16 protein-coding genes are annotated in these 26,552 nt (G+C 47.2%); 14 read left to right on the forward strand and 2 right to left on the reverse strand.

Annotated features, from left to right (window positions below; translation table 11 throughout):
• Positions 1-5 precede the first annotated feature (5 nt).
• Together cbiB and YWE_RS0122585 are read right to left on the reverse strand one after the other, a co-directional pair.
• Entirely contained in the window at positions 6-965 is a 960-nt protein-coding gene (cbiB, locus tag YWE_RS0122580) for an adenosylcobinamide-phosphate synthase CbiB (protein WP_029096499.1), read from the reverse strand.
• Positions 962-2,389 (reverse strand): cobyrinic acid a,c-diamide synthase CobB, encoded by a 1,428-nt coding sequence (locus YWE_RS0122585; protein WP_029096500.1) that lies wholly within the window; start codon positions 2,387-2,389, stop codon positions 962-964. The genes cbiB and YWE_RS0122585 overlap by 4 nt, the downstream gene beginning before the upstream one ends.
• Positions 2,390-3,050: 661 nt before the next feature.
• On the opposite strand from YWE_RS0122585, the gene cobA reads away from it, so the two are divergent.
• From cobA to YWE_RS0122655, 14 genes are all read left to right on the forward strand, one after another.
• On the forward strand, positions 3,051-3,839 hold the full coding sequence (cobA, locus tag YWE_RS0122590) for a uroporphyrinogen-III C-methyltransferase (RefSeq protein WP_029096501.1): 789 nt from the start codon (positions 3,051-3,053) through the stop codon (positions 3,837-3,839).
• A gap of 23 nt (positions 3,840-3,862) precedes the next feature.
• Entirely contained in the window at positions 3,863-4,945 is a 1,083-nt protein-coding gene (cobD, locus tag YWE_RS0122595) for a threonine-phosphate decarboxylase CobD (RefSeq protein WP_029096502.1), read from the forward strand.
• Positions 4,938-5,798: a GHMP family kinase ATP-binding protein gene (locus tag YWE_RS0122600; protein WP_029096503.1), complete on the forward strand. Its 861-nt coding sequence runs from the start codon at positions 4,938-4,940 to the stop codon at positions 5,796-5,798. The genes cobD and YWE_RS0122600 overlap by 8 nt, the downstream gene beginning before the upstream one ends.
• Before the next feature lie 17 nt (positions 5,799-5,815).
• Positions 5,816-6,496 carry a precorrin-2 dehydrogenase/sirohydrochlorin ferrochelatase family protein gene (locus YWE_RS28425; protein WP_051323529.1) on the forward strand — a complete coding sequence of 227 codons (681 nt, stop codon included), beginning with the start codon at positions 5,816-5,818 and terminating at the stop codon, positions 6,494-6,496.
• Positions 6,497-7,130: 634 nt separating this feature from the next.
• Complete coding sequence (gene glmS / locus YWE_RS0122610; RefSeq protein ID WP_029096504.1) at positions 7,131-7,577, forward strand: methylaspartate mutase subunit S; 447 nt, start codon at positions 7,131-7,133, stop codon at positions 7,575-7,577.
• Positions 7,574-8,977 (forward strand): methylaspartate mutase accessory protein GlmL, encoded by a 1,404-nt coding sequence (glmL, locus tag YWE_RS0122615; RefSeq protein WP_029096505.1) that lies wholly within the window; start codon positions 7,574-7,576, stop codon positions 8,975-8,977. The genes glmS and glmL overlap by 4 nt, the downstream gene beginning before the upstream one ends.
• 15 nt (positions 8,978-8,992) lie before the next feature.
• On the forward strand, positions 8,993-10,441 hold the full coding sequence (locus YWE_RS0122620) for a methylaspartate mutase subunit E (protein WP_029096506.1): 1,449 nt from the start codon (positions 8,993-8,995) through the stop codon (positions 10,439-10,441).
• Positions 10,438-11,679, forward strand: a complete 1,242-nt coding sequence (locus YWE_RS0122625; protein ID WP_029096507.1) for a methylaspartate ammonia-lyase — start codon at positions 10,438-10,440, stop codon at positions 11,677-11,679. Before YWE_RS0122620 ends, YWE_RS0122625 begins: the two co-directional genes overlap by 4 nt.
• A 5-nt stretch (positions 11,680-11,684) precedes the next feature.
• Positions 11,685-13,058 (forward strand): acyclic terpene utilization AtuA family protein, encoded by a 1,374-nt coding sequence (locus YWE_RS0122630; RefSeq protein WP_029096508.1) that lies wholly within the window; start codon positions 11,685-11,687, stop codon positions 13,056-13,058.
• On the forward strand, positions 13,055-13,372 hold the full coding sequence (locus YWE_RS0122635; RefSeq protein ID WP_029096509.1) for a DUF4387 domain-containing protein: 318 nt from the start codon (positions 13,055-13,057) through the stop codon (positions 13,370-13,372). The genes YWE_RS0122630 and YWE_RS0122635 overlap by 4 nt, the downstream gene beginning before the upstream one ends.
• Positions 13,373-13,731: 359 nt before the next feature.
• Positions 13,732-15,093, forward strand: coding sequence for a dicarboxylate/amino acid:cation symporter (locus tag YWE_RS28430; protein ID WP_084167177.1), 1,362 nt, complete (start codon positions 13,732-13,734; stop codon positions 15,091-15,093).
• Between the two features lie 693 nt (positions 15,094-15,786).
• Positions 15,787-17,427 (forward strand): ShlB/FhaC/HecB family hemolysin secretion/activation protein, encoded by a 1,641-nt coding sequence (locus YWE_RS0122645; protein ID WP_099044340.1) that lies wholly within the window; start codon positions 15,787-15,789, stop codon positions 17,425-17,427.
• An 82-nt stretch (positions 17,428-17,509) separates the two neighbouring features.
• Positions 17,510-26,029 (forward strand): two-partner secretion domain-containing protein, encoded by an 8,520-nt coding sequence (locus tag YWE_RS28435; protein ID WP_051323530.1) that lies wholly within the window; start codon positions 17,510-17,512, stop codon positions 26,027-26,029.
• The gene (locus tag YWE_RS0122655) at positions 26,026-26,406 is read left to right on the forward strand and encodes a hypothetical protein (RefSeq protein ID WP_036016925.1); all 381 of its coding nucleotides are present in this window, start codon (positions 26,026-26,028) and stop codon (positions 26,404-26,406) included. The genes YWE_RS28435 and YWE_RS0122655 overlap by 4 nt, the downstream gene beginning before the upstream one ends.
• Positions 26,407-26,552: the final 146 nt, after the last annotated feature.

Raw genomic sequence — 26,552 nt, forward strand, 5'->3', positions numbered from 1 at the left:
GATCCTTATATCATCAGGTTAAACAGGCTATATAACAGCGCAAACAGCAGCAGAGCCATCACCGATGCAACCTTCATCAGCTGCGTCGTTTTAGTCATATCATCAAGGGTGATTTCACGCCGTTCGTCGCCTATCCATGGTTTTTCAACCCGTTGGTTAAAATAGGTATTTGGCCCGCCAAGGCGTACGCCTAAGGCTCCTGCTACCGTGGCTTCTGACCATCCGCTATTCGGGCTTTTGTGCTGATAGCGATCCCGCCAGCCAATATGCAACGCCTGACGGTAATCCAGCTTTAGCCACCAGGCGGCCAGTGCCAATAGCAGCCAACCGAGGCGGGCCGGGATCCAGTTAGCCACATCGTCGGCCCGGGCTGAGAACATGCCGATAGCCTGAAATTTTGGCGTTTTGTACCCCACCATCGAGTCCAGCGTATTAACCGCTTTATATGCCATCGCTAACGGAGCCCCGCCCAGCATCAGGAAAAACAGCGGGGCTATAACGCCGTCAACGGTGTTTTCTGCCACGGTTTCCGTTACCGCTCTGGCTATTTGTGGTGGCGCTAACTCAGCGGTATCTCGACCCACGATCCACGAAAGCTTCTCGCGGCTTTCTGCCAGATCGCCCTTTTTCAGCGCCTGATAAACCTGATCGGCGGCATCGCTCAGGCTTCGGGTCGCCAGAGTGGTATAAATCATCCACACTTCTACGGCGCATCCCAGCCAAAACTGGATACCAAAAGCCAGTCTGAGTACCCAATAACTGGCCAGCCAGGCCGCTCCCACCACCACCAGCCAAAGTACAATGCCGCCCAGTTGCAGGCCCGACTCCGTTTTACAGCGGCTGCGAATCATCGCTTCCGTTTTACTAATAAGTTCGCCAATCCAGCGCACCGGATGCGGCCAGCTTTGGGGGTCTCCCAATTTCAGATCTAATAGAAAAGCAATAAACCAGGTGAAAATACTCATAGATGTTCCCGCGCGATTTCAAGCCAACGGTGGAGTAAACCAGGCCGTTGAGCAAAGTGGACGTGTAAATAACTGGCCAGCGTATTACCATTTTGGTATCCGCCCTGCCAGCATTTTTCAATCACGCCATCTCGCCGTTTAGTGATATCGAAGACCGGATCAAGATCTGAGTTAAAATCGGAATAGTGAAATTCATGCCCGCGCAGGGTTTCACCTTTAGCTATCAGAGTGGTGTCGCGGTTAGCTTTAGCTTCACAATAGCCAAAGCGGGTCAGCCGCTTTTCCATATGGCTTTGGCCGGCAATCAGCCCGACCATCGTATGGCGAACGCCTTGTGCATCGGTCAGCGTTTCACCTAAATACATCAGCCCGCCGCACTCGGCGTAAATAGGAATCCCTTTCAGGTGTGCCTGTCGCAATGACTGATACATTGAGCCGTTAGCGGCCAGTTGCTCGGCATACAGTTCGGGGTATCCGCCGCCGATATACACCATCTGACATTCCGGTAGCTGGCTGTCGTAAAGCGGACTAAAGCGCTTTATCACCACGCCGGACTTTTCCAGCAATGCCAGATTGTCGGGGTAATAGAAGTTAAAGGCTGAATCTTCAGCTAAAGCCAGCGTTAACCCGTGGCCCAGTTGAGGGTCAATAAGCCCCTCAACGCTGCCGATGGGTGGTTCATTAAGCCGGACCAAATCAAGCAGCTTGTCCAGCTCAACCGTCGCTTCTATTTGTTGTGCCAGAACCTGCCAGCGCTGTTGTTGTAAGCCTTGCTCAGGTAAGCATTGCGCTGATAAGGATTGCGCTGATAAGGATTGTTCACGGGCAGGATTAAGGCCAAGATAGCGTGAAGGCAGTTCAATATCAGGCATTACCGGCATGCGTCCCAATACGGGGATGCCACAATGTTGTTCAATAGCCTGTTTGAGTAGTTGGTAATGGCTGTCACTGTTAACCCGATTGACCAGCACGCCGGCGATATTGACCGAAGGGTCAAAGTGCTGAAAGCCCATGACCGTTGCGGCTATTGAGGTGGATACTCCTTTGCCATCAACTAATAAAATAACCGGGCATCCCAGTTGTTTAGCCATGGCCGCGGTGCTGCAATAGTTCAGGCCGGTACCGTAGCCGTCATAAAGCCCCATAACGCCTTCGATCACCGCAATATCTTTATCGACTAAACATTGGTTAAACAGGCCATTAAGAATTGAGGCCGGTAGCATAAAAGCATCAAGATTACGGCTGGCAACGCCGGTAACCGCGGTATGCCAACCGCTATCGAGATAATCTGGTCCGATTTTGAAAGGTTGTATACGCATCTGGCGAGCCATTAAGGCGCGCATCACGCCAAGCGTTATGGTGGTTTTACCACAACCACTGGCAGTACCTGCAATCACAAACGCGTATTTTTGTTGCTGATGCATAACCTTTCCTAAAAATGCCAGAACCTTGTTATCAGACAAAATGAAAAACCCTGTATTCAATTAGGCAATACACAGTCCGCATACGGAAAATTTATTTTATATAACGTTTCATTAACCCAAATATATATAACAATAAATGTATCAATATTGTTATTACATTGTGAGCTTATATTTTAAATCGGCAAAAAATAAAGATCGTCTTCTTCATTTTTAAAATACACAACTTAACTTATATAAACACACTACCATTCATTTTTTGTGACAACACTCATAATTATTATTGATTAATTATATTTCCGTACAAAAAACACCCTCACATTTATAAAAAAACAAAAGAATAAATAGTAACACGCATTTTAATATATTTTTCCAAAGTCTTCATTCTTGTAAAAATTCAAATCAAAATCACATTTTATTGATTTTTAACGATATTAATTTACCAAAAATAGGAAATTTAATTCATTACATATTTTAAAGAGGTCATTCCGTAAAATGATTAAATAATGAGATCGAAGTCAAATTTATTATTATTTTATTAATGGATAATGCGACGGATTTTAAATTAGCGATAAAAGTTACTTATATAAAAATCACCAGCTACTCATTCAGAATAAATAGCAGTTAAATAGTCATATATCTTCTCAGTCATATAGGTAATCTAATGAACAAAGGAAAAGTATGGTTAGTTGGAGCGGGTCCCGGAGATCCCTCTTTGATTACAGTAAAAGGATTACACTGTATTCGGGAAGCTACAGTTATTGTTCACGATCGCTTAGTTAATCCTAAACTTATCGCTCAGGCTCCGGATACTTGCCAGATTATAAACGTCGGAAAAACGCCTAATCACCATCCGGTCCCTCAGGAACAAATTAATCAAATATTGATTGACCATGCACTGGCAGGAAAAAATGTCGTACGCCTGAAAGGCGGTGACCCGTACGTTTTTGGCCGTGGTGGTGAAGAAGCCGAAAGCCTGTCCCGACATAAAATTGCCTTTGAGATTATCCCCGGCATCAGCTCTTCAATTGGTGGCTTAGCCTATGCAGGAATTCCGGTTACCCATCGAGATTACTCTTCCAGCTTTCATGTCGTCACCGGGCATTTATGTCAGGGTAATGAGCCACAAAACTGGCATGCGTTGGCAAAAACAGAAGGCACACTGATTATTCTGATGGGAATGACCCGCCAGGAAGAGATCTGTAAGCTATTAATTGAGGGCGGAAAATCACCCGATACGCCAGCTGCGGCAGTAATGTATGCCAGTCAACCACGCCAAAAAATCGCTAAAGGCACCCTGTCTACCTTAAAACAAGAGATTGAAAATCAAAAATTACATGCCCCGGCACTAATTGTGATTGGCAACGTGGTCAATTTAAGCGAAATTCTCTCTTTCGCATCGACTCAGGTCGATATTAGCCATGAGTCTCTCCAGCTAGTAGAGGCAATGTAACAACCGAAATACAGGAAAAAACAATGAGTGAACACGGTGGAAATACGGTCGAAGTTGCCCAAAAAATGGGGATCTCTGCTGACTCATTGATTGATTTCAGTGCCAATATTAACCCGCTCGGCGCCCCCGAGCGGGTTAAAGCAGTGATTAAAAATAACCTCAGCCGTATCGAAAAATATCCGGATGTGGAATACCGCCATTTGCATCAGGTTTTGGCTAATGCCCATCAGTGTGAAAGCGCATCCGTTATGGCCGGTAACGGAGCAACTGAGTTAATTTATGCGGTAGTCCGTTATTTAAAACCCAAGCGGGCGCTGTTATTAACCCCGGGCTTTGCCGAATATCGTCGAGCACTACAGGCATTTTCTAATGGCCAAGTAGAAATAGTTGATTATCCTTTGCGGGAAGAACAAGGATTTCAGCCCGATATGCACTTGCTTGAAACGCTGGCAGAGGTTCAGCCAGACTGCCTGTTTATTGCCACGCCAAACAATCCAACCGGATTAATGCCCGACCAACTATTCTTGCAGGCGCTGGTTGATTACTGCGAACAACAGGCTATTGCCCTAATCGTCGATGAAGCATTTATTGACTTCTTACCTCAGTCTGAAAGTTTAATTGCTCGAATAAACACCACCCGCCACCTGTATATTCTACGTTCCCTGACCAAGTTCTTCGCGATTCCCGGATTACGCCTTGGTTACATGGTGAGCGGCGATAGCCATGGAATAGCCCGGATGAAGAGCCAGCAAGAGCCCTGGTCAATTAATGCCTTTGCCGCACTAGCCGGTGAAGTCCTGCTGGATGACCATCAGTATATTGCTGATACTCATCGCTGGTTAAAACAACAACAGCAGTATTTATGGACTCAGCTTTCAGCCTTTGATGCCTTGACCGTTTGGCCGCCAACGGTTAATTACCTGTTCTTTCGCTGCAACCGCCAAGGTTTTAACCTGCAGCAGGCTCTGCTGGAGCATCGAATTCTGATACGCCATTGCAAAAATTATCCCGGCCTGAATGAAAACTACTATCGGGTAGCCGTGCGCAGTAACGCAGAAAATCAGACGCTGATTAACGCGCTGCATAAGGTATTTTCTCATGGCTGATGCCCGTTGCCCGGCCTCATGCGGCGAACTGATTCAGGGCTGGATACTGGGCAGTGAAAAGCTGATCTCTTGCCCGATAGATTGGTACAGCCAAGTGTCCGTCACCGAAGGTACACCGCAACAGGATGAACGCCCGCGCATGCGCCAGATGGCCGAACGGGTACTGAATTACTTCGGTGAGCCCCCGGAGCTCTCCGCCAATTTATGCATTGAGTTTGAATCAACGATTCCGGTAGCTAAAGGCATGGCCAGCAGCACCGCAGACATTGCGGCAACGGCTAAAGCGACGGCAAAGCTGCTTGGCCAGTCACTGGATAACGATGCCATTGCCCGTTTATGCGTTCAACTCGAACCGACAGACAGCACTATTTTTGACCGGCTGACCCTGTTCGATCACCAGACGGCCCTAACGCGCATCTCTTTTTCATGGGTACCTGAGATCGATATTTTACTGCTGGAAAGCCCGCTCAGCCTGCTGACTGAAGATTACCATCGTCTTAATCGCCATCAATTACTGCTTAATCAGGCAGGCGAACTGGAAAAGTCCTGGCAACAATTTCGCTTAGCCGATGAAAAACAAGACTGCTTTCGGCTGGGTGAAGCAACAACCCTAAGTGCAGTTGCCAGCCAATCCATTTTACCCAAGCCACAGTTCCAGCAATTAATGGAGCTGGTTGAACAAAGCGGTATTTATGGTCTGAATGTCGCCCACAGTGGCAGCGTTGTCGGACTGTTACTGGACAGCAGCCGGCATGACGTTGATTACCTTAGGTGGTCACTCAGCCAAAAACAGATAATCAAGCACTACCCCCACCTTCACCTGGTCAAAATGACCTCGGGCGGCGTGCGCTAATTGAAAGGGAAACAAAAATGGATTTCATGCCTATCTTCTGTGACCTGAAAGAGAAGCTGTGCCTTGTGGTGGGAGGCGGTCAAATTGCCAGCCATAAAGCAGAATTACTATCAAGGGCACAGGCCAGACTGACTATTGTTGCTCCGACCTTTAACCATCGGCTACTGGAGTTGGGGAAGAACGCCAACGTCAGCTTAGTGCAGGAAGCCTTTAGTGAGCACTGGCTGACCGGATGCTGGCTGGTGATTGCCGCAACGGATGATCCGGTAATCAATCAGTCGATATACCACTGCGCGACTCAACGACAGATTTTCTGTAATGTCGTTGATGACCCGCTACAGACTTCGTTTATTACTCCGGCATTGATTGACCACTCTCCGATTATTATCGCCCTTTCTACCGGCGGCAACGCACCAACGCTCAGTGGGTTATTACGCCAAGAGATAGAGTCTCACCTTTCAACCGCATCGCTGGACCCGCTGTCAACGCTGGCAACCTTAGCGGGCAGCCTGCGGCAAAGGGTAAAAAACTATTTTCCGGCCGTTCATATTAAGCATCAGTTCTGGCTGAAATTTTTCACCGACAAAATGCTGATTAACGCCGTTGAACATCATGACACCTTAGCGATTAATGTGCATATCCAGCGTTTACTGACCGAGTCTGGTGCGGTATCACTTAATGAGAACCGTTCAAATTAGCTAATAACCCTATATAGCCGACGATACAAATAATAATAACTGACCAGGCAATGAAATTTCTTAAATTAAATTTACCTGAATCACTAATTGAGGAAAATAAACTCATACCACAGAAAATAATAAAACATGGCCCAGCTCACAAAATATTTTAAAAGCATAATTACTACATAGATCACAATATTTGAAAAAATAAATAACCCGGCAATTGTTAATATAATGTTTAATTAAATAAATATGATTAAAAATAAAATAACATACTGATAAATAAAGAATTAATAAAAACAAAAGCCTCAAGTTTACTTTAGGATATTTAATTAAATCATTTTTCAAGATGTCCTGAAAATATATCAATTGTGTTTGACATGTGGAGAAAGCACATTGTAAACCGACAAGTAACAACATTGAACGCCAATAAAAAATGAGTGCGGAATATAACAACCCGCCTATTTAAACTCATAATAAAAATGCATTGATTTATATCAATGTAACGCTATGGCTTAAATTTAATTTCTCGAAGCTAAAAATTAAATAAGCCCCCAGTAATTCAAGATGCGAGAAGACAGTAAGTCTGTGAGCACTCCGACTTGAAGTATCAAGGGTATATACCAACTGTAACCTACATAGAGGACTTAACATGCAAAAACCAACAATCGTTATGGGCGTAATCGGTGCAGACTGTCATGCCGTTGGTAACAAAGTTTTAGACCGCGTTTTTACGATGCATGACTTCAATGTCATTAATCTCGGCGTGATGGTCAGCCAGGATGAATATATTGATGCGGCCATTGAAACCGGTGCTCATGCCATTATCGTCTCTTCTATTTACGGACACGGCGATATCGACTGTATGGGCATGCGTGAACGCTGCATTGAACGTGGTATCGGTGATATCCCAATGTATGTAGGAGGCAATCTGGTTATCGGTAAGCATGATTTCTCAGAAATCGAAACTAAGTTCAAAGCAATGGGTTTTAATCGGGTGTTCTCTCCCGATACCGACCTTGAACTGGTTTGTTCACTAATGAAAAGCGACATTGAACAAGCCCTGCACGCTGAACCTGTCGCAGAGGCCGTGCAATGATCACCGTTTCTATCGATATCGGCTCCACTTGGACTAAAGGAGCGGTATTTGAAGTTAAGGGTGAGGCGGGAAATAACGACAGGGTCGAATTAAAAAATAGCGCCTTATTCCCCACAACGCCTCATCATTTGGCGGAAGGCTTCTTTTCAGTACTCAATAAAATACTGAATGTCTCTGATGCCAGGCCCTTACTGGCATCCGGTGAAATAAATTTGGATTACTCCTCTTCGGCAAAAGGAGGATTGGCCGTTGCGGCCTTAGGTCTGGTGCCTAATATTACGCTGGAATCAGCAAAAGTAGCCGCTCACTCCGCAGGGGCTAAAGTTTCTCAGCACTTTGCTTATAAGCTAAACAAGTCCGATATTCTGGCGCTTGAGAGCTCACCGCCGGACATTCTGTTATTTACCGGAGGGACTGACGGCGGAGACTGCGGACATGGTTTAGCCAACGCCCGCCTGCTGGCTAAGTCAGACCTTAACTGTTCGATTATCTATGCCGGAAACCGCGACCTGCAGGATGAAGTTCGTGACATCCTCGGGCACAAAGATTTAACCGTGGTTGATAACGTTTTGCCGAGCCTGGATAACCCGAATCCATTTGGTGCTCGCAAAGCGATTTGTGACATTTTTCTCAGCAAGATTGTAAAAGGAAAAGGTCTGGACGATATCGTCGAACAAACCGGCGAAGACCCCCTGCCAACCCCTTATTCCGTATTTGAACTGGTACACCAAATCCGTGAAAACATTCCTGAATGGGAAAACTTCATGTTAATCGACATGGGGGGAGCGACTACCGACGTTTACTCATCGTGCACTAACACCTTTTCACCGGATACGGTTATGCACGGGCTACCCGAACCGTTAGTTAAACGTACGGTAGAAGGTGATTTGGGGATGCGAGTTTCCGCCATTATCGCTGGTGAAACCGGTGCTCCGTTAGTGGCTCACTATTTTCATCATCAACAGCCCAAAATTGATGCTTTCCATCAATACCTGAAATACATCACCGCCTGCCCCGACTATCTGCCACAAACCGATGATGAAAAGATATTCGACCGATTACTGGCCGGAATTTGCATCGGGTATGCCACCGAGCGTCATGCCGGTACCAAAGTGCAGGTATGCACTTGCTCCGGAACCATTGACCTTCAGGTCGGGCGGGATTTAAGTCGCCTCAAGAAGGTTGTCGGCACCGGCGGATGGCTCTCCAGAGCTGACCGGTTCGATATTCATCACTGGTTGAAATACCGAGAGTTAAATGATGACGGTAAGCAGGTGCTATTGCCCGATGAGTTTGAGTACTACCGAGATACACAAGGTTTATTTCCCCTGCTAGCAAATGTCGCCCGTCGTTTCCCTAAAGCGGCTGCACAGACTGGTGTTCAGATTTTAAATAAATAGAAGGTTGGAGCCATGATGGAACTTAGAAACAAAAAAATTGCGTTAGATGAGTTTATGTCAGAGCGTAAGCAAGTCTTACAGACCTGGCACACCGGTAAAGAAGTCACTAACTTTGAGGACGGTGTTAAATACCAACAGACCATCCCGGAGTCAAAAAACTTTGCTAAGGCGCTGTTTGAAGCCGACCGTAAAGGCATTACGCTGAGCCAACCTCGGGCCGGTGTTGCACTGATTGAAGAACATATTCAGCTGTTAAAAACGCTGCAAGAAGACTGTGACTTACTGCCAACCACCATTGATGCCTACACCCGCCTTAATCGCTATGAAGAAGCCGCCGTGGGTATTCAAAGATCCATCGAGGCCGGAACCTCTAAGCTAAACGGCCTGCCGGTAGTTAACCACGGTGTAGCCGCCTGTCGTGGAATCACCGAAGTTCTGTCTAAACCATTACAAATTCGCCATGGCACACCGGATGCCCGCCTGTTGGCTGAAATCGCCATGGCCAGCGGATTTACCAGCTACGAAGGCGGCGGAATTTCTTACAACATTCCTTATGCAAAACGGGTCACGCTGGAAAAATCCATCCGCGACTGGCAGTACTGCGACCGCATGATTGGCGTATATGAAGAACACGGCATTCGAATTAACCGTGAGCCATTTGGCCCGTTAACCGGCACCCTGATCCCACCATTTATCTCCCATGCAGTCGCCATTATTGAAGGCTTATTGGCACTGGAGCAAGGGGTCAAATCCATTACGGTGGGTTACGGTCAGGTCGGCAACCTGGTTCAAGATATCGCCGCTATCCGCTCTCTGCGTGAACTGGCCCATGAGTATTTCCATGAAAACGGCTACGAAAACTATGAGTTAAGTACCGTATTCCACCAGTGGATGGGCGGATTCCCTGAAGATGAATCTCGCGCCTTCGCGGTTATTTCATGGGGTTCTGCGGTTGCCGGTATGGCCGGTGCGACCAAAGTCATCACCAAGAGCCCGCATGAGGCATACGGTATTCCTACCGCTGCCGCTAACGGTCAAGGGCTAAGAGCCTCTAACCAAATGCTGAACATGGTACGCGATCAGAAATTCCCACCTTGTCCGGAAGTCGATCGCGAAGTAGAGCTGATCAAGCTGGAAGTCCGCGCAGTAATGAAGAAGGTACTTGAGCTGGGTGAAGGTGACATTGCTATCGGTACCGTACGCGCCTTTGAAGCCGGCGTGCTGGATATTCCGTTTGCACCCGCTAACTGCAACTCAGGCAAGATGATGCCGATTCGTGATAACAACGGTGCCATCCGCGTGTTCGATGCCGGTGCGATTCCGTTACCAAAAGATATCTTAGCGCTACATCAGGGTTTCATTGCTGAACGCGCTAAAGAAGAAGGCCGCCAGCCGTCATTCCAAATGATTATCGATGACATTAACGCAGTATCCCACAGTAAATTAATAGGAAGACCATCATGAAAATTAAAAAAGCCCTATTTACCGCAGGTAACTCATCCTTCTATTTTGACGACCAGCAGGCCATCAAGAATGGCGCGGGCTTAGACGGTTTCGTCTACACCGGCGATCCGGTAACACCCGGGTTTACCTCTATTCGTCAGGCCGGTGAATGCGTTTCTGTTCAGCTGATTTTAGAAAACGGCGCTATCGCGGTGGGTGACTGTGCTGCGGTTCAGTACTCCGGTGCCGGCGGTCGTGACCCGCTGTTTTTAGCCGCCAACTTCGTTCCGTTCTTAGAGCAGCATATTAAACCGCTGCTTGAAGGTCGCGACGTGAGTGAGTTCCGCACCAATGCCCGTTTCTTCGACGAATTGTCCATTGAAGGAAAGTTACTCCACACCGCAATCCGCTACGGCCTGTCTCAGGCGCTGCTGGACGCAACCGCATTAGCTACCGGCTGCCTGAAAGCCGAAGTGGTATGTAAAGAGTGGAATCTTCCGGTCGTGGCCGAGCCTATTCCTCTGTTTGGCCAGAGCGGTGATGACCGTTATATCGCCGTCGATAAGATGATTATCAAAGGCGTTGACGTTCTGCCTCACGGCCTTATCAACAACGTTGAGCAAAAGCTGGGTTATAAGGGCGAGAAGCTGCGTGAATATGTAAGCTGGCTGGCTAAGCGCATCAGTGACTTACGGGTTGATCCTAATTATAAACCGAACCTGCATATTGACGTTTACGGCACTATCGGCCTGATTTTCGATAAAGATCCTATTCGCTGCGCTGAGTACATTGCCAGCCTGCAAGAACAGGCCGGTGAGCTTGAACTGTATATTGAAGGCCCGATTGACGCCGGAAATAAGCCAGACCAAATTCGCCTGTTAACCGAGATCACCCGCCATCTGGAAAAACTGGGCTCTAAAGTCAAAATCGTGGCCGATGAGTGGTGTAACACTTATCAGGATATTATCGATTTTACCGATGCCGGCAGCTGCCACATGGTGCAAATCAAGACTCCGGACCTGGGCAGTATCCACAATATTGTTGATGCCGTTCTCTACTGTAATAAGCACGGTATGGAAGCCTATCAGGGCGGAACCTGTAACGAAACTGACGTCAGTGCGCGGACATGTGTTCACGTTGCGGTTGCATCACGTCCTATGCGGATGTTGGTTAAACCGGGCATGGGCTTTGATGAAGGCCTGAACATTGTGTTTAACGAGATGTCACGCACCATTGCGCAACTGAATGCAAAAGGCTAACTGATATGTCTAAAACATTTAAAATTCTGTCTCCGACAGCCATTTTAGGCTACGGATTCCCTGAAGAAAGCTTTCGTAAAGCGATGGAAGAGTCGCCTGATTTAATCGCAGTCGATGCCGGATCTTCGGATCCGGGCCCGCACTATCTCGGCGCCGGTAAGCCCTTTACCGACCGTACCGGCGTAAAACGTGATTTGCGCTATATGATTACCGCCGGCGTTAAAAATAATATTCCGGTGGTTATCGGTACGGCCGGTGGTTCAGGCGCCGCGCCTCATCTTGAGTGGTGTCGTCAAATCATTTTGGAAATAGCGGCCGAAGAGAAGCTGAGCTTTACTATGGCGCTTATTCCTGCCGATATCGACAAAAAGGTGGTTCATCAGGCCCTTGACGATGGCAAAATTCAGTCACTGGACTTCGTCCCTGAATTAACCCATAGCATCATTGATGAGACCACTTATATTGTGGCGCAGATGGGCATTGAGCCTTTTCAGGAAGCGCTGGAAGCCGGCGCTCAGGTGGTGCTTGGCGGCCGGGCATATGACCCAGCCTGCTTTGCCGCCCTGCCTATCCTTAAAGGCTTTGATGAAGGCCTGGCGCTGCACTGCGGCAAAATTCTGGAATGTGCGGCCATTGCTGCTACACCAGGTTCAGGCTCAGACTGCGCCATGGGTATTCTGGATGAAACCGGCTTTACGCTAAAAACCTTTACGGAAAAGCGCCAGTTTACCGAAACCTCGGCGGCGGCTCATACCCTATATGAGAAGTCAGATCCTTACTTCTTGCCGGGCCCCGGTGGCGTATTGAATCTGAGAAACTGTAGTTTCAAAGATGCAGGCCACGGTCAGGTTCGCGTCAGCGGTTCACGCCATGAAGAGACACCGTATACCGTGAAGCTGGAAGGTGCTCGCCCTGTCGGTTACCGCACTTTGACCATCGCAGGCACTCGTGATTCCATTATGATCGCCGGCATTGACAACATTCTGGTCGAAGTTCGTAAGAGCGTTGAAAAGAACCTGAGCATTAATCCGGATGATGTAAAAATCAATTTCCATCTGTACGGTAAAAATGGCGTGATGGGGGCAATGGAACCGGAGCCGGATACCACCTCTTATGAGTTGGGTATTTTGCTGGACGTTGTCGCCCCGACTCAAGAGATCGCCGACAGTATTTGTTCACTGGCGCGCTCTACCCTGCTCCATTATGGATATGACGGACGTATTGCCACCGCGGGTAACTTAGCGTTCCCGTTCTCCCCTTCTGATATTAGAGTGGGTTTGGTGTATGAATTCTCAATCTATCACTTAATGGAATATACGCCGGACATCGCGTTTAAATTCTATCTGGAAAAAGTGACACCGGAAGGAGTTGTGGCATGAAAAGGTCAATAAGAGAGCTGGCGCGCGTCGTCAGATCTAAAAACGCCGGCCCTTATGAATTAGTTCTGGATATATTATTTAAAGACAGCGAAATATATTCCAGAATTAAAGAGTCGGAGCAATTTAATAAAGAGCTGATTGCCAAACTTTACAAAATTGAACCGGAGCGGGTTCACAGTATTGTTTGGTTCGACCCTGCTAATGCCGTGAAGGTTGTTATGCCACGCAGCATTGTTTCGGGGGCTATTGGTGACACCGATGTTTATGGTGCCCAACAGCATGCGCCCTTATTGAAAATTGAATTTAATATTTAACGGTATATTCCGTTTATTCATTATTAAATAGCCCTCAAATAATTCGAGTTGCAGTCAACGCATCTGCAACTTGAAGTATCACGGGTATAGAACATAAATTCCAAAAATCACCCGGTGCATTGTTGGCTCAACACGGCTTTGCACCGATTTAGATAAAAATAATAAAGGTACTGTTTTTCTTGTTGATATATGCCAAAAAAATATTTGGCGTTGTGCCAAGTATCAAGGGGATAACAACAATTATTGAATAAGACATTTTACTCAGCTGCCCGGGTTAAAAAACCTTGGCGCATAAGGGATAAATAATTATTGAATAATCTTAAGAAAATCATACTGACCTACTTATAAATGGAATCAATATGAAATCAAACAAATTAACCACAATGATCGTATTAGGTTTGATAATAGGTATCATTGTTGGATTTGCAGTCAATAATCTGGCCAGCCCAGAAACGGCTGCCACCTATGCGAAAGACATCTCTATTTTTACCGACATATTTCTACGCTTAATTAAGATGATCATTGCACCATTAATTATTTCAACCTTAGTGGTTGGGATTGCAAAAATGGGCGATGCAAAAACCCTTGGCCGGGTATTCTCAAAAACGCTGTTTTTATTTATCTGTGCTGCATTTATCTCCATCTTGCTGGGCCTGGTTGTCGTCAACCTGTTAGAGCCGGGTGTAGGGATTAACTTTGTTGCTGAAGCCGGTGCCACCGTTGCAGGTATCGAACCTGTTCCGTTCTCATTCAAGGTGTTTATCGCTCACGCTATTCCGACCAGTATTGTCGATGCGATGGCCCGCAATGAAATTCTACAAATTGTGGTGTTCTCTATCTTTATGGGTATCAGCCTGTCGGCAATCGGTGAAGAAAAAGCGGCTCCGATTGTTAAAGTACTTGAGTCGCTGGTCCACCTGATGCTGAAATTAACCGGCTATGTCATGCTGTTTGCACCATTAACGGTGTTTGCTGCAATCTCTGCCATGATCTCCGAACGTGGTTTAGGGGTTCTGGTCAGTGCCGGTATCTTTATGGCCGAGTTCTATATGACGCTGGCCCTGTTGTGGCTCATCCTGATCGGCTGCGGCATTATCATTATCGGCCGCTGTACGCTAAGACTGATCAGGGGTATCACTGAGCCTGCGCTGTTGGCATTTACGACATCCAGTTCAGAAGCGGCATTCCCCGGTACGCTTGAAGCCCTTGAAAAATTCGGTGTCTCAAACAAGATTGCCAGCTTCGTTCTGCCTATCGGTTACTCGTTTAACCTGGTAGGTTCAATGGCCTACTGCTCATTCGCCGTTATCTTCATTGCCCAAGCCTGTAATATCGAGCTGAGCATGGGTGAACAGGTCACCATGTTGCTGATTCTGATGCTGACATCAAAAGGCATGGCCGGTGTTCCTCGTGCCTCGCTGGTGGTTATCGCAGCAACGCTGAACCAGTTCAATATTCCTGAAGCCGGATTAATTCTGCTGATGGGTGTCGATCCGTTCCTCGATATGGGCCGCTCAGCCACTAACGTCATGAGTAATGCCATCGGTGCAGCTCTGGTTGGTCGCTGGGAAGGTGAGCACTACGGCGACGGCTGCCGCGGAAGTGCTAAAGAATGCAACCAAGCGGAAGAGGTTAAAGACGTTAAAGACGCTCGAGGTAGCAAAGGAGTTGAGGAAGACGACAGAATTCCTCAGTTCGTTACCGAAGCGGAAGCGAAGTAAAAGCCCTGCCGGATTTTTGGTTTGGCTTTAGCGTAAAAACGTAAGGCGTATAACTTTGGTTATGCGCCTTACATATAAATAACGGAGTGAATTTTGAGCGCGGTAATAATTTAATCATTCTTAATTAAATTATTATTTAGTGTTATTTAATTAGCTTAGTAGAATCGATAAATTAACCACTCAGACACATAACTCCCCCACCATTTTAAATCCTCATGCAATAAAAATTGGTTTTTGATAAGTTTTTTGTATTTTCACCATCGATTTATCATGCAAAAAGAAGCTTCTTATAACCTGTAAAATATACCAGTAAAAAATATTTTAAAATCAAAATAACCCATTGAACAAAAAGACCAAAATCAGACAAAAAACAGATCAACCAGAGTAAATAAACCACAAAGCCAGTTTAAAATACCAATAAAATTTAAATAAAAAAATTAAACACCGGTTTATTTTTCGTGGAATTAAATGAAAGAAACAAAAAAAACATAATTATGGAAACTATCGATCGAAATTATTTTCTTAAACCACTTAAATACTCATGGACAATAAATAATCTCTTCTATATTTTACGCGCATTAAAACTAGAGTCGCCATGGAAGAGCTATGCCAATCAGACTAGGACCTCATTTATTTAATAATAATGATTACAAGAAACAGTTAACCACATCCTTATTATTCTTTATACCTATTATGGGGTATTCCGCATCAGATCTTAATCAGATTAGCGATCGGCAAATTATTCATCAGCAAGAACGCCAAAAGGCATTAGAAGAACAGCTATCGCCGGAAACACCGGATATCAGAATTAAGTTGCCTTCAGGTAGTTCTGACATTGATGAATTTCCGGTAGAAACCCCGTGCTTTCCTATCGACAAAGTTGAACTCAGCGGCAGCAAATTTTTAACAGACTGGTTATTACTTAAAAACATTGCCAAGCAGGGAAATAATCAGTGTTTAGGTGGAGAGGGAATTAACCTGCTGATGAGTGCGGTGCAAAACCGCATTATTGAGCGCGGTTATGTGACCACTCGCGTACTCGCGCCACCTCAAGATCTATCCTCAGGTATATTAAAACTTCAGATCCTTGAAGGACGCGTCAGTAACATTACTTTGACTCCCGATAGCGATACCTATATCAGAATGTTTAATACCCTTCCCAGCGCTGAAGGCGATCGCCTGAACCTGAGAGATATTGAGCAAGGGCTAGAAAACCTAAAGCGCATTCCTACCGCTCAGGCTGATATTCAGCTTGTTCCCGGTGAACAGCCGGGAGAGACCGAGCTGGCAGTAAGTTGGAAACAGGCACGCCACTGGCGATTAGGTGCCTCGTTAGACGACTCTGGTACGGTGAGTACCGGTCGCTATCAGGGCGGAGTTACCCTGTATTTGGATAACCCACTTTCCATCAACGATACATTTTATATTTCCGGTGGTCATGACCTACAGGGAAGAGGCGAACGCGGAACCAGAAACTACACCGCCCACTACTCTATTCCTTATGAATACTGGACTTTTGGCGTAACCACCAGCTCTTATAACTATCATCAAACGGTAGCCGGCCTGATTGAAAACTATAAGTACAGCGGTGACAGCAATAACCTGACCTTAAGCGCCAGTCGTTTAATTCATCGCAATGCGACACAAAAAACCACCCTGACCTATGACGTCTTAATCAAAGACTCAAAAAACTACATTAACGATACCGAAATCAACGTTCAGCGCAGAAATACTTCAGCATGGCGTTTAGGCTTACAGCATCGCCACTATATTAGTACTGCAACGCTGGACGCAGGAATTACCTATCAACAAGGTACCCGCTGGTTTGGTGCCCAACCGGCACCGGAAGAGTACACAGGCCAGGCGACAGCGCTGAGCAAAATAACCCAACTTTCAGCAAATCTGGACGTTCCGTTCAGCCTGCTCGGCCAACAGTTTAGCTATCGGACCCAATACCAACGCCAGCTCTCTTCATCTACCGCCCTGACCTCTCAAGACCGTTTTTCTATCGGCGGGCGTTGGTCAGTCAGAGGCTATGACGGTGAGCTTAGCTTATCGGCAGACAGAGGCTGGTATACCCGCAATGAACTGGCGTGGAAGATGCCGGAACCCGTACAAAATCACGAATTCTATCTTGGGCTGGATTACGGAGAAGTCGGCGGAAGAGGCAGCGATTATATATTGGGTAAACATTTGGCCGGCGCGGTCACCGGTTTCAGAGGCTACGTGTTTAACACCAGCTATGACGTATTCGCCGGTATTCCGACTTCAAAACCGGATGGGTTCCAGACCGACCCGGTTACGCTTGGGTTTAATCTTAACTGGCAGTATTAAGCCTCCGAAATCAGTCATTTCGGCAGGCTAACTTAACTAAAACAACTAAAAACAAATAACCTATTTTAGAAATGGATATCACATGAATAAGAACCTCTATCGCATCGTATTCAATAAAGCCCGCGGCATGATGATGGTTGTACCTGAAATTGCAGGTACTCACTGTACGGGTTCAACGACCGCCGGTAGCGGGCATAGGTTAAGCCAACTGATAGCCGGTATTTCTCCGTTGACGCTATTCACCAGTCTGGCTCTGGGGTTAATGAGCGTAAGCTTACCCGCTAATGCAAATATTATTGCTGACAAAAATGCCCCCGGCAATCAGCAGCCGACGGTTATCAACAGCGGTAATGGCACGCCACAGGTCAATATACAAACGCCGAGCGCCGGTGGTGTATCTCGTAATACCTACTCTCAGTTTGATGTCGACCAGCGCGGTGCCATTCTGAATAACGCCAATGCGCCGACCAATACCCAACTTGGCGGATATGTGGCAGGTAACCCTTGGCTGGCCAAAGGCGAAGCCAAAATTATTCTCAATGAAGTTAATTCACGAGATCCCAGTAAATTAAACGGATATATTGAAGTTGCGGGCAAAAAAGCACAGGTCGTTATTGCTAACCCGGCAGGCATTACCTGCGATGGCTGCGGATTTATCAATGCCAATCGCGCCACCCTGACCACAGGTACACCCGTTATCAATAACGGCAATCTGGAAGGTTATACCGTCCAGCAGGGAAAAATTATTGTTCAGGGCAAAGGATTAGACAGCAGCCAACAGGACTATACCGATCTGATAGCCCGTTCAGTTGATGTCAATGCCGGTATCTGGGCTAACGAACTCAAGGTTGTGACAGGTAAAAATAAGGTTAGCGCCGATGCCAAACAGATTGAAAAACTGGGCAATAGTGATGCTGACAGCCCGCAGTTTTCAGTTGACGTTGCCGCCCTTGGCGGCATGTATGCCAACAGTATCCATCTGATCGGTACTGAAAACGGTGTCGGAGTTCGTAATGCCGGAACTATTGGTACTCAGGCCGGCTCAGTGGTAGTGACCGCTGACGGGCGCATTGTCAATAGTGGTACGATAAGCAGTGCGCAAAACTTGCAAATCACTACCGCTCAAGACCTGTCTAATAACGGTACGCTGTACGGTAAAAATGATATCCAGATCAATGCTCAGGGCGATATCGCCAATCTTGGTGCTGGACAAATTGGAGCCAACGGTCATATCAATGTAACAGCTCAGGGTGGTCTGACTAATCAAGGTACCCTTGCCGCCGATGGCAAAACGTCGGTTACCAGTCGCCGCGGTATGAATAACAGCGGTACGATATCTTCCGGGCAAAACCTGACGCTTTCGGCCAGCAGCATAGATAACAGTGGCGCATTACAAAGCAAGGGCCCTACGACCATCAATACACCGGGGTACTTTAACAGTACCGCTGGTTCTAAAATTATCAGCAGTGGTTTTTTAAGTATAGACAGCGGTGATTGGCTGACCAGTTACGCCACCGTCTATTCGACTAACGGTGCCACATTCAGTAGCAAAAATGCCCTGTTTAACGGCGGGGCTATCGATGCCGGTTTAGGGGTATCCTTGACGGCCAGCCATATCACCAACGCTGGCTCAATTTACGGCGGTGGTGACACCCAACTGCTGAGCCAAAGCGATCTTATTAATAGCGGAACCATCGGCTCTGACGGCAATATCACGCTGAGCACTCCCGGCAATTTTTCCAGCAGCAATACTATTCACGGTAAAGGCCAACTTTGGCTTAACGCTGGCGGTAATGTCACCAATGGCGGAACCTTGGCAGCAGACAGTGGATTGACGCTCACCACGCCGGGCACGCTAAACAACACCGGTACGTTGTACAGCAAAGGAGGCCTATGGGTGACAGCAAATAGTGCCGTCACCAACTATGGTTCAATGGGGGCTGACGGCGAACTGAGCCTGAGTACTTATGGCTCGTTGTTTAACAACCAGACTCTCTACGGCACTGGCCAAACTACGATTACCGCCAACGGTGAGATCACCAATAACGGCGTGATCGGCACTGACAGTAATCTAACCCTGACCACGCAAAATGCACTGCAAAACGGCAGTACGATTTATGCCAAAGGAAATATAACCATTAGCGCCAGCGGTGCAGTGACCAACGGCGGGACTATCGGAGCAGATCGTGACCTGTCGCTGACCACCGGAGGCAATTTGCTGAATAATGGCACCCTATATAGCCAGGGTGCAGGAAAATACCGCACTGACGGTAGCTTCATCAATAACAACTTACTGCGCAGTGAAAATACATTACTGATCGATGCTCAGGGCAATATCCTAAACGAAGCAGATATCTTCGCCTTAGCGGGGCTTAACCTGAGCTCAGGGCAGAATATCGATAATCATGCACAATTGTACAGCGGTGCCACTTTCAGTCTGTATGCCACCGGAAATATCACCAATACCGCCACGCTCGCTTCATTAAGTAATATGATCCTGTCAGCGAACAGTTTTAGTCACGCCAATAGCGCATTGTTAGCCGCCGGTGTACAAAGCAACGGTCAGTTGGCACCAAGCGGTGGCATCACTATCAACGTTGCACAGTCGGCCAGCTTATTGGGCCAAACCATCGCAGCTGGCGAACTGAATGTTGATGCGAACGGTATTAATCTGGCCGATGCACAGGTTAGTACCGGAGCCATGAGCTTGCAGGCCCACGGTGGCGGTGTAAACGCTGACCGTAGTCAGATCTACGTTAATAACGTCCTAAACGCCAATACCACCAGCCACTGGAGCAATCTCGGCGGCAAAGTGTATGCAGGTGAAATCAATCTAAATGCGGCATCGCTCACCAATGATGCCGCTGGTGAAATCAGCGCACAGTCCACAAAAATTACGCTTAGCAATACCCTGAGCAACCGCGGGCTGATTGATGGCCAACTGACCCGACTACAGGCCGCTCAAATCGATAACTACGGCACCGGTCGCATTTACGGTACATGGTTGGGGCTACAGGCCGATACCATTAATAACCGAGAAGAGAATGGCACCGCCGCGACCATTGCCGGGCGTGAAACGCTGGATATTGGCGCTGGCGTGCTGAATAACTACACCCACTCGCTGATATTCAGCGGTGGCAATATGTCGATTGGCCGGTGGCTGGATGATAACGGCAACGCCACCGGGATGGGTTCTGTGTTGAATAACCATAGTGCGACGATTGAAGCGCTGGGCAATCTACAGCTGTCGACAAGGCTGATTAATAACGTCAATGACCACTTTTTGACCGAGTTTAGGGTAGTGTCGCAGGAAAGCATTCTTGAATATGGAATGAATGCCCGCGCTCAGCATTATTCTCCTGACGAAGTGAGCTTTACTTACTATGGCAATGATATCTCCGTACTGCATACGCCTGACGGTGTGAGCGATGACTACTACACGTTCAACTATGTCCGAACCACGCAGGAAAACGTCATCACCGAAACCGACCCAGCGAAAATTTTATCCGGCGGTAATCTGCTTATCACCGCAGACACGGTGAATAACGATAAAAGCCAAATCGTGGCCGGCAACACGTTGAATATTGTCGCCAACACACTGAATAACACCGAAATCACCGGCACCCGCATCATTAGTGAGCGGGGGCCGATGATACATTATTATCCAACGCCGATTGGAGGCAAAAAGGTTCAAGGGCATCACGAATATTATTATTCTCCGGCGGATGTCTATCAAAACATCACGCTAAAAGCCTCTGAAACCGTGGGCAACACCCAGCCTAATGGCAGCGGTGCGTCCATTGCCGAGCGCCAGGAAGGTAACCTGCCGAGCGGTGGTACTAATGGGATCAGTATTGACCGGGTCAATATTCAGCTACCGGGCATGACCGACGTTAGTGTGGTCACTCGCCCACCGAGTATGAATATCGCCTTACCTAATGCCAGCCTGTACAAAATCAATCCGGCGGTAGGCGGCCAGTATCTGGTTGAAACCGATCCGAAATTTACAAATTACAAAAAGTGGCTGGGCTCGGACTATATGACCAGTCTGGTGAAGTCTGACCCGAATAACGTCTTTAAACGTTTAGGTGATGGTTTTTATGAACAACAGCTTATTCGCGACCAGATTATCAGTCTGACCGGACAGCGTTACCTCAGTGGTTATGCCGACGATGAAGAACAGTTCAAAGCCTTGATGAACAACGGCGTGGCCTTTGCTGAAAAATACAACCTGTCGCTGGGCGTTGCCCTCACGTCAGAGCAGATGGCTAATTTAACCAGTGATATTGTCTGGATGGTCAGTCGTGAAGTGACGTTGGCCGACGGCTCCAAGCAAACCGTTCTGGTGCCGCAGGTTTACGCCATGATTAAACCGCAGGATATTGACAGCAACGGTGCTCTGCTGGCCGGTAAGCAAGTCGGGCTGCAATTAACCGGTGATATGGTCAATCAGGGGCGTATTCTAGCGGGTGATAAGCTAAGCGTGCTGGCGCAGAATATCCAGAATCTGGGCGGCAATATCAGCGGTGCCAATGTGATGCTGGCAGCCCATAACGATATCAATAATATCGGCGGGCTAATGCAGGCCAACGATAGCCTGAGCCTAAAGGCCGGGCACGATATTAATATCACCACCACCACTAACCACAATGAAAAAGGCGGAACCAACAGTTCGTCCCATACCAATATTAATCAGGTCGGTGTGCTGTCAGTGATTAACGATAACGGTAGCCTGTCGCTCTCATCGGGTAACGATATTAATCTGACAGCCGCGCTGATTTCTAACGCGGGCAAAAACAGTGATACCACCCTCTCGGCCGGTAACGACCTGAATATGAATACAGTGACCACTGCCCAGCAGCGGGACTATATCACGGCCAGTAAAAACGGCTCGCGTAAAGAGGCCAGTTCGCAGGATATCGGTACTCAGATTAGCGGTGGCGGCAATGTCACTCTGGTGGCGAAAAACGATATCAATGCCAAAGCCGCCCACGTGGTGGCTGAAGGTCAGTTGGCGGTGGTCGCCGGTAACGATATTAATATTACCGCCGGTCAGTCGACCGACTATGTGGACAGTACCAGTAAATCCACCAGCCGCAGCGGTATGACCAAGACCGTCACCGAAAAACGCGTGGTGCATGATGTCACTTCAGCAGAAAGCAGCAACTTCAGCGGTGATACCGTGCTGATGAATGCCGGGCACGACCTGCGCGTTGAAGGCAGTCAGGTGACCAGCACCAATGATATGGCTCTGCATGCCGGTAACGATCTGGCGCTGACCTCAGCTGAAGAGCATCAATATGATATGGAAATGGTGCGCAAGAAAAAGACCGGTCTAATGAGCTCCGGTGGTATCGGCGTGACCTATGGCAAGATAGATGAAAAATCGACCAATACCACTCACCGTACTACCCAGTTGGCCAGTACGGTAGGCAGTACTGAGGGTAACGTAACCTTAAGTGCCGGTAATAATCTGGCCATTAAAGGCGCAGATGTTATTGCACAAAACGATATCAGCCTCACCGGCAAGAACGTATCGGTAGAGTCGGTTGAAAACCAAACCAATATGAAAGATCTGTATGAGCGCAAGCAGAGCGGTGTAACGGTCGCCCTTTCCGGTGCGGCAGGCAGCGCGTTAAATGCCGCGGTCACTCAGGCCAAGCAGGCTCAGGAAAGCAACGATAGTAAAGTTAAAGCTCTGCAAGAGATCAAAGCTGCCCTGTCGGTAGTTCAGGCCATTCAGGCAATGAATATGGTGCCGGATGGTAATGACGGCTATGTGGGTATCAGTATTTCCGGCGGTACGCAGGTTACTAAGTCAGAAACCAATACTGATATCAGGGCAGCGCAGAGCTCAACGCTGTCTGCCGGTAATAATATATCCATTAAGGCTACCGGCTCCGGCGAAAAAGGCGTAGACGGCGACATCTTTATCAAAGGCAGTGCTATTAATGCCGGCAATGACATCACGTTGGATGCTAACCGCGACGTGACTATTATCGCCGCTGCCAATACCCAACAAACCGACAGTGAAAGCAAAAGCTACGGCGGTAATGCCGGGATCAGCTTTGGCTGGGGAGGTGGTAAAAATGGTCTTCGCTTCTTTGCCGATGCCAACTTCTCGCAGAGTAATATGAATGCTGACGGCCTTTATTGGACTGAAAGCACCCTGGATGCCGGTAATAAGCTGAGTATCATCAGCGGACGAGATACCAGCCTGATTGGCGCTCAGGCCAGCGGCGATTCGATATTTATGGACGTTGGTCGCGACCTGACCCTTAAGTCATTGCAGGATACTGACGACTATAGCTATGAGAGCTTCTCGCTGAATATCAGCGGCAGCTATGGTACTGGCTTTGATGCCAGCCTCGGTATGACCATGGACAAAATGGACAGTACCTGGGCCAGCGTCAATGAGCAGACCGGAATTTCGGCAGGGAAAGGTGGCTATGATATCACCGTGGGTAACCATACCCAGCTCGACGGGGCAATCATTGCCTCTGAAGCCACGGCGGATAAAAACAACCTCGATACCGGTACGCTGGGCTGGAACGATATTAAGAACAAGGCTGAATTCGACGTTAGCCATGTCTCTATGAGTATCGGTTCGGGCGGCGGTGCACCTATGGGCTTCCCGGGCGTTCCGGGGGTGCCAATTATTGTGGCCTATGGTGAGAAAGACTCCAGCACCACCCACTCGGCGATTGCTGAAGGTAATATCACTATTCGTGATAAAGATAACCAGAAGCAGGATGTCGCGTCTATCAGCAACGATACCCAGAATGCCAATAACGTACTGGATAAAATCTTCGATGCAGAGAAGGAACAGAACAGGCTGGAGGCAATTTCACTGGCCGGTGAAATTGGGCAGCAGGTTACGACTATTGCCAACAACATTGGCGTAAAAGCTGCGCAGGATGAGGCGACAACCAAAGCCGATGCACTGAAAGATGCGGCATCCAAAGATCCCGTAACAATTGCACAGGCCCGAGCCGATCTGGCCAAAGACGGTAACATTAATCCGACGCAAGAACAGCTGAATCAGGCAACCTATGATGTGATATACAAAGCCGCATATGACGTAGCCTATGAAAGAGAGATGAAAGACTACGGCACGGGCAGTAACGTAGGTCGGGCGATTCAGGCGGCAGGCGCTGCGCTGGCCGTTGCTATGGGCGGTGGTTCAGCAGGAAATGCGGCGGCGGCGGCTTCAGCGCCGTATTTAGCAAATGGAATAAAACAGTTCGCTGATGCTAATTTCCCGATTGATAAAGATCATCCGGATAATGCCAATCTGATAGCCAAAGTGATTGGTCATGCGGTGGTCGGTATGGTGGTTGCCGAAGGTTCAGGTAATAGCGGTCTGTCCGGTGCGCTAGGTGCGGTCAGCGGTGAACTGATTGCGAAAACTATTGCGGAAGAGCTTTACAATAAAAATCCTGAAAATCTGACAGAAGCCGAACGTAAGTTTATTTTGGATTTAACCACCATAGCTACCGGTATGGCGACTGGGATAGTGTCTGACAGTATGGCTGATGCGGCGACGGGTGCAGCGGCGGGAAGGAATGCAGCCGAGAATAATACGCTGGCCACTGATATTATTATAAAAGGGGGCGGTAAAGTTTGTCTGAATAATCCAGTCTGTCGGACAGAACTTGTCGAAGTTAGCCTAGGGCTTTTAATCAAAGCTGGCGTTTCAGATGAGGTTGCTCGCAGAGTTTCAGAAAACATGTCTGAAGAAGATGCCAATGTCTTAGCGTCTACACTAATGGGAGACGCTAATGGTGCTATAAGGTATCTGACCCTGAAGGCCCTTGAGTATTCAGTAGCCGAGGCAGACCCTCAAGGTACTAAACTAGTTAATCCAATCCCCGATCAACAGGGTGGAACAACACTAATTAATCCAATCCCTGACCAGCAAGGTGGGACGGTGTTGATTAATCCGGATAAGAGCGGGGAGCAAGGGGCTAGTAATACAGGGAATCAGGAAGACGCACCGGATGTTGGTGGAAATAGCTTAGTTAATCCAATACCTGATGGACAAACTAAAGATGATTGGATTTATATTTCTGAAAATGGGGATGCTGGAAAGGGGACCGCACAGGCTGGAAATACGGCTAATAAATTAACACCAGATTCCTTTGTAAATGATGTTACGTTACACAATAGTCAAATAGGAGTGTTGAACCGAAAACAAGGAACTATCTCTGGCGCACATAAGCAAGATGCATTCTTAGAATCGGTAGAGATTACTGGAGCTAAAATTAACCTTAAAGTTACAGATAAAAGTTATCCTGGATTAGTTGAATATAACTATCAAATACCATCTATAGCAGGAAATGGGCCAAATGCCGGAAAAGTTGTTGGGTATAAGGATGTACAGACAAAAACAACTTATGATCCAAATATACTCCCTGATTCAAAAGTTGCAGATATGTCAAATAAAGCCGCTCAACAAGCTGAAAGTTACTTCAAATCCAATCCAGACAATAGGCAGTATTCTGTAAAAGTTGATGGCTATTGGTTTCAAGTAACTAGGGATGCTAAAACTGGTCAGATAAATAATGCGTTTATAACAATGCCTCCAAGAGGATCAAAATGAGTAACACAAGTGCGGGTTGGTTGAGTGAAGTCAAAGATTATCTTTATCAAAATGATGGAAGAGATTTATATGATATTGTTCATCAAGTCTTGTCTTTAGATAAAATGAGTTACACCTCCTTTCTAAAAATGGCGAGTGAAGGGTATGGATGTTCCCCCTCCGAGGGGTGTGGTTACGCATTAGACCAAAATTGGGACGACCCCGAAGAATTTGATGAAGTAAGTTTCATGTTTGGCGACTATGAAAGCTCAACAATATCACCACAGCACTTTGCTGAGCTTATGCAGGTGATATCAGATGGTTACATTAATGCTAATCCTAAAGATAAGGCATCAATAGAGCATTATATGGGTAAGTTAAGAGAGCGTTATTCGTAAGTAGTGGGATGCTCTCAGCCTAAAAACTGGGAGTTTCACTTGTCTATGTTACCGCTGAAAACATAAGGAAATAATATATTATTAATAATGTTAGCTATCTTTTCGATAAGCATTATTTTCTTAAAGAAAAATTCCGTATTGAATAA

It is taken from the genome of Budvicia aquatica DSM 5075 = ATCC 35567, from assembly GCF_000427805.1.
Taxonomy (GTDB): Bacteria; Pseudomonadota; Gammaproteobacteria; order Enterobacterales; family Enterobacteriaceae; genus Budvicia; species Budvicia aquatica.

Excerpts from the sequence above, each read along its gene's own strand:
- YWE_RS28430 (WP_084167177.1), top strand. The coding sequence starts at position 13,732 with ATGAAATCAAACAAATTAACCACAATGATCGTATTAGGTTTGATAATA.
- cobD (WP_029096502.1), top strand. The coding sequence starts at position 3,863 with ATGAGTGAACACGGTGGAAATACGGTCGAAGTTGCCCAAAAAATGGGG.
- YWE_RS0122620 (WP_029096506.1), top strand. The coding sequence starts at position 8,993 with ATGGAACTTAGAAACAAAAAAATTGCGTTAGATGAGTTTATGTCAGAG.
- cobA (WP_029096501.1), top strand. The coding sequence starts at position 3,051 with ATGAACAAAGGAAAAGTATGGTTAGTTGGAGCGGGTCCCGGAGATCCC.
- YWE_RS0122645 (WP_099044340.1), top strand. The coding sequence starts at position 15,787 with ATGGGGTATTCCGCATCAGATCTTAATCAGATTAGCGATCGGCAAATT.
- glmS (WP_029096504.1), top strand. The coding sequence starts at position 7,131 with ATGCAAAAACCAACAATCGTTATGGGCGTAATCGGTGCAGACTGTCAT.
- YWE_RS28435 (WP_051323530.1), top strand. The coding sequence starts at position 17,510 with ATGAATAAGAACCTCTATCGCATCGTATTCAATAAAGCCCGCGGCATG.
- YWE_RS28425 (WP_051323529.1), top strand. The coding sequence starts at position 5,816 with ATGGATTTCATGCCTATCTTCTGTGACCTGAAAGAGAAGCTGTGCCTT.
- YWE_RS0122655 (WP_036016925.1), top strand. The coding sequence starts at position 26,026 with ATGAGTAACACAAGTGCGGGTTGGTTGAGTGAAGTCAAAGATTATCTT.
- YWE_RS0122600 (WP_029096503.1), top strand. The coding sequence starts at position 4,938 with ATGGCTGATGCCCGTTGCCCGGCCTCATGCGGCGAACTGATTCAGGGC.
- glmL (WP_029096505.1), top strand. The coding sequence starts at position 7,574 with ATGATCACCGTTTCTATCGATATCGGCTCCACTTGGACTAAAGGAGCG.
- YWE_RS0122585 (WP_029096500.1), bottom strand. The coding sequence starts at position 2,389 with ATGCATCAGCAACAAAAATACGCGTTTGTGATTGCAGGTACTGCCAGT.
- cbiB (WP_029096499.1), bottom strand. The coding sequence starts at position 965 with ATGAGTATTTTCACCTGGTTTATTGCTTTTCTATTAGATCTGAAATTG.
- YWE_RS0122635 (WP_029096509.1), top strand. The coding sequence starts at position 13,055 with ATGAAAAGGTCAATAAGAGAGCTGGCGCGCGTCGTCAGATCTAAAAAC.
- YWE_RS0122625 (WP_029096507.1), top strand. The coding sequence starts at position 10,438 with ATGAAAATTAAAAAAGCCCTATTTACCGCAGGTAACTCATCCTTCTAT.
- YWE_RS0122630 (WP_029096508.1), top strand. The coding sequence starts at position 11,685 with ATGTCTAAAACATTTAAAATTCTGTCTCCGACAGCCATTTTAGGCTAC.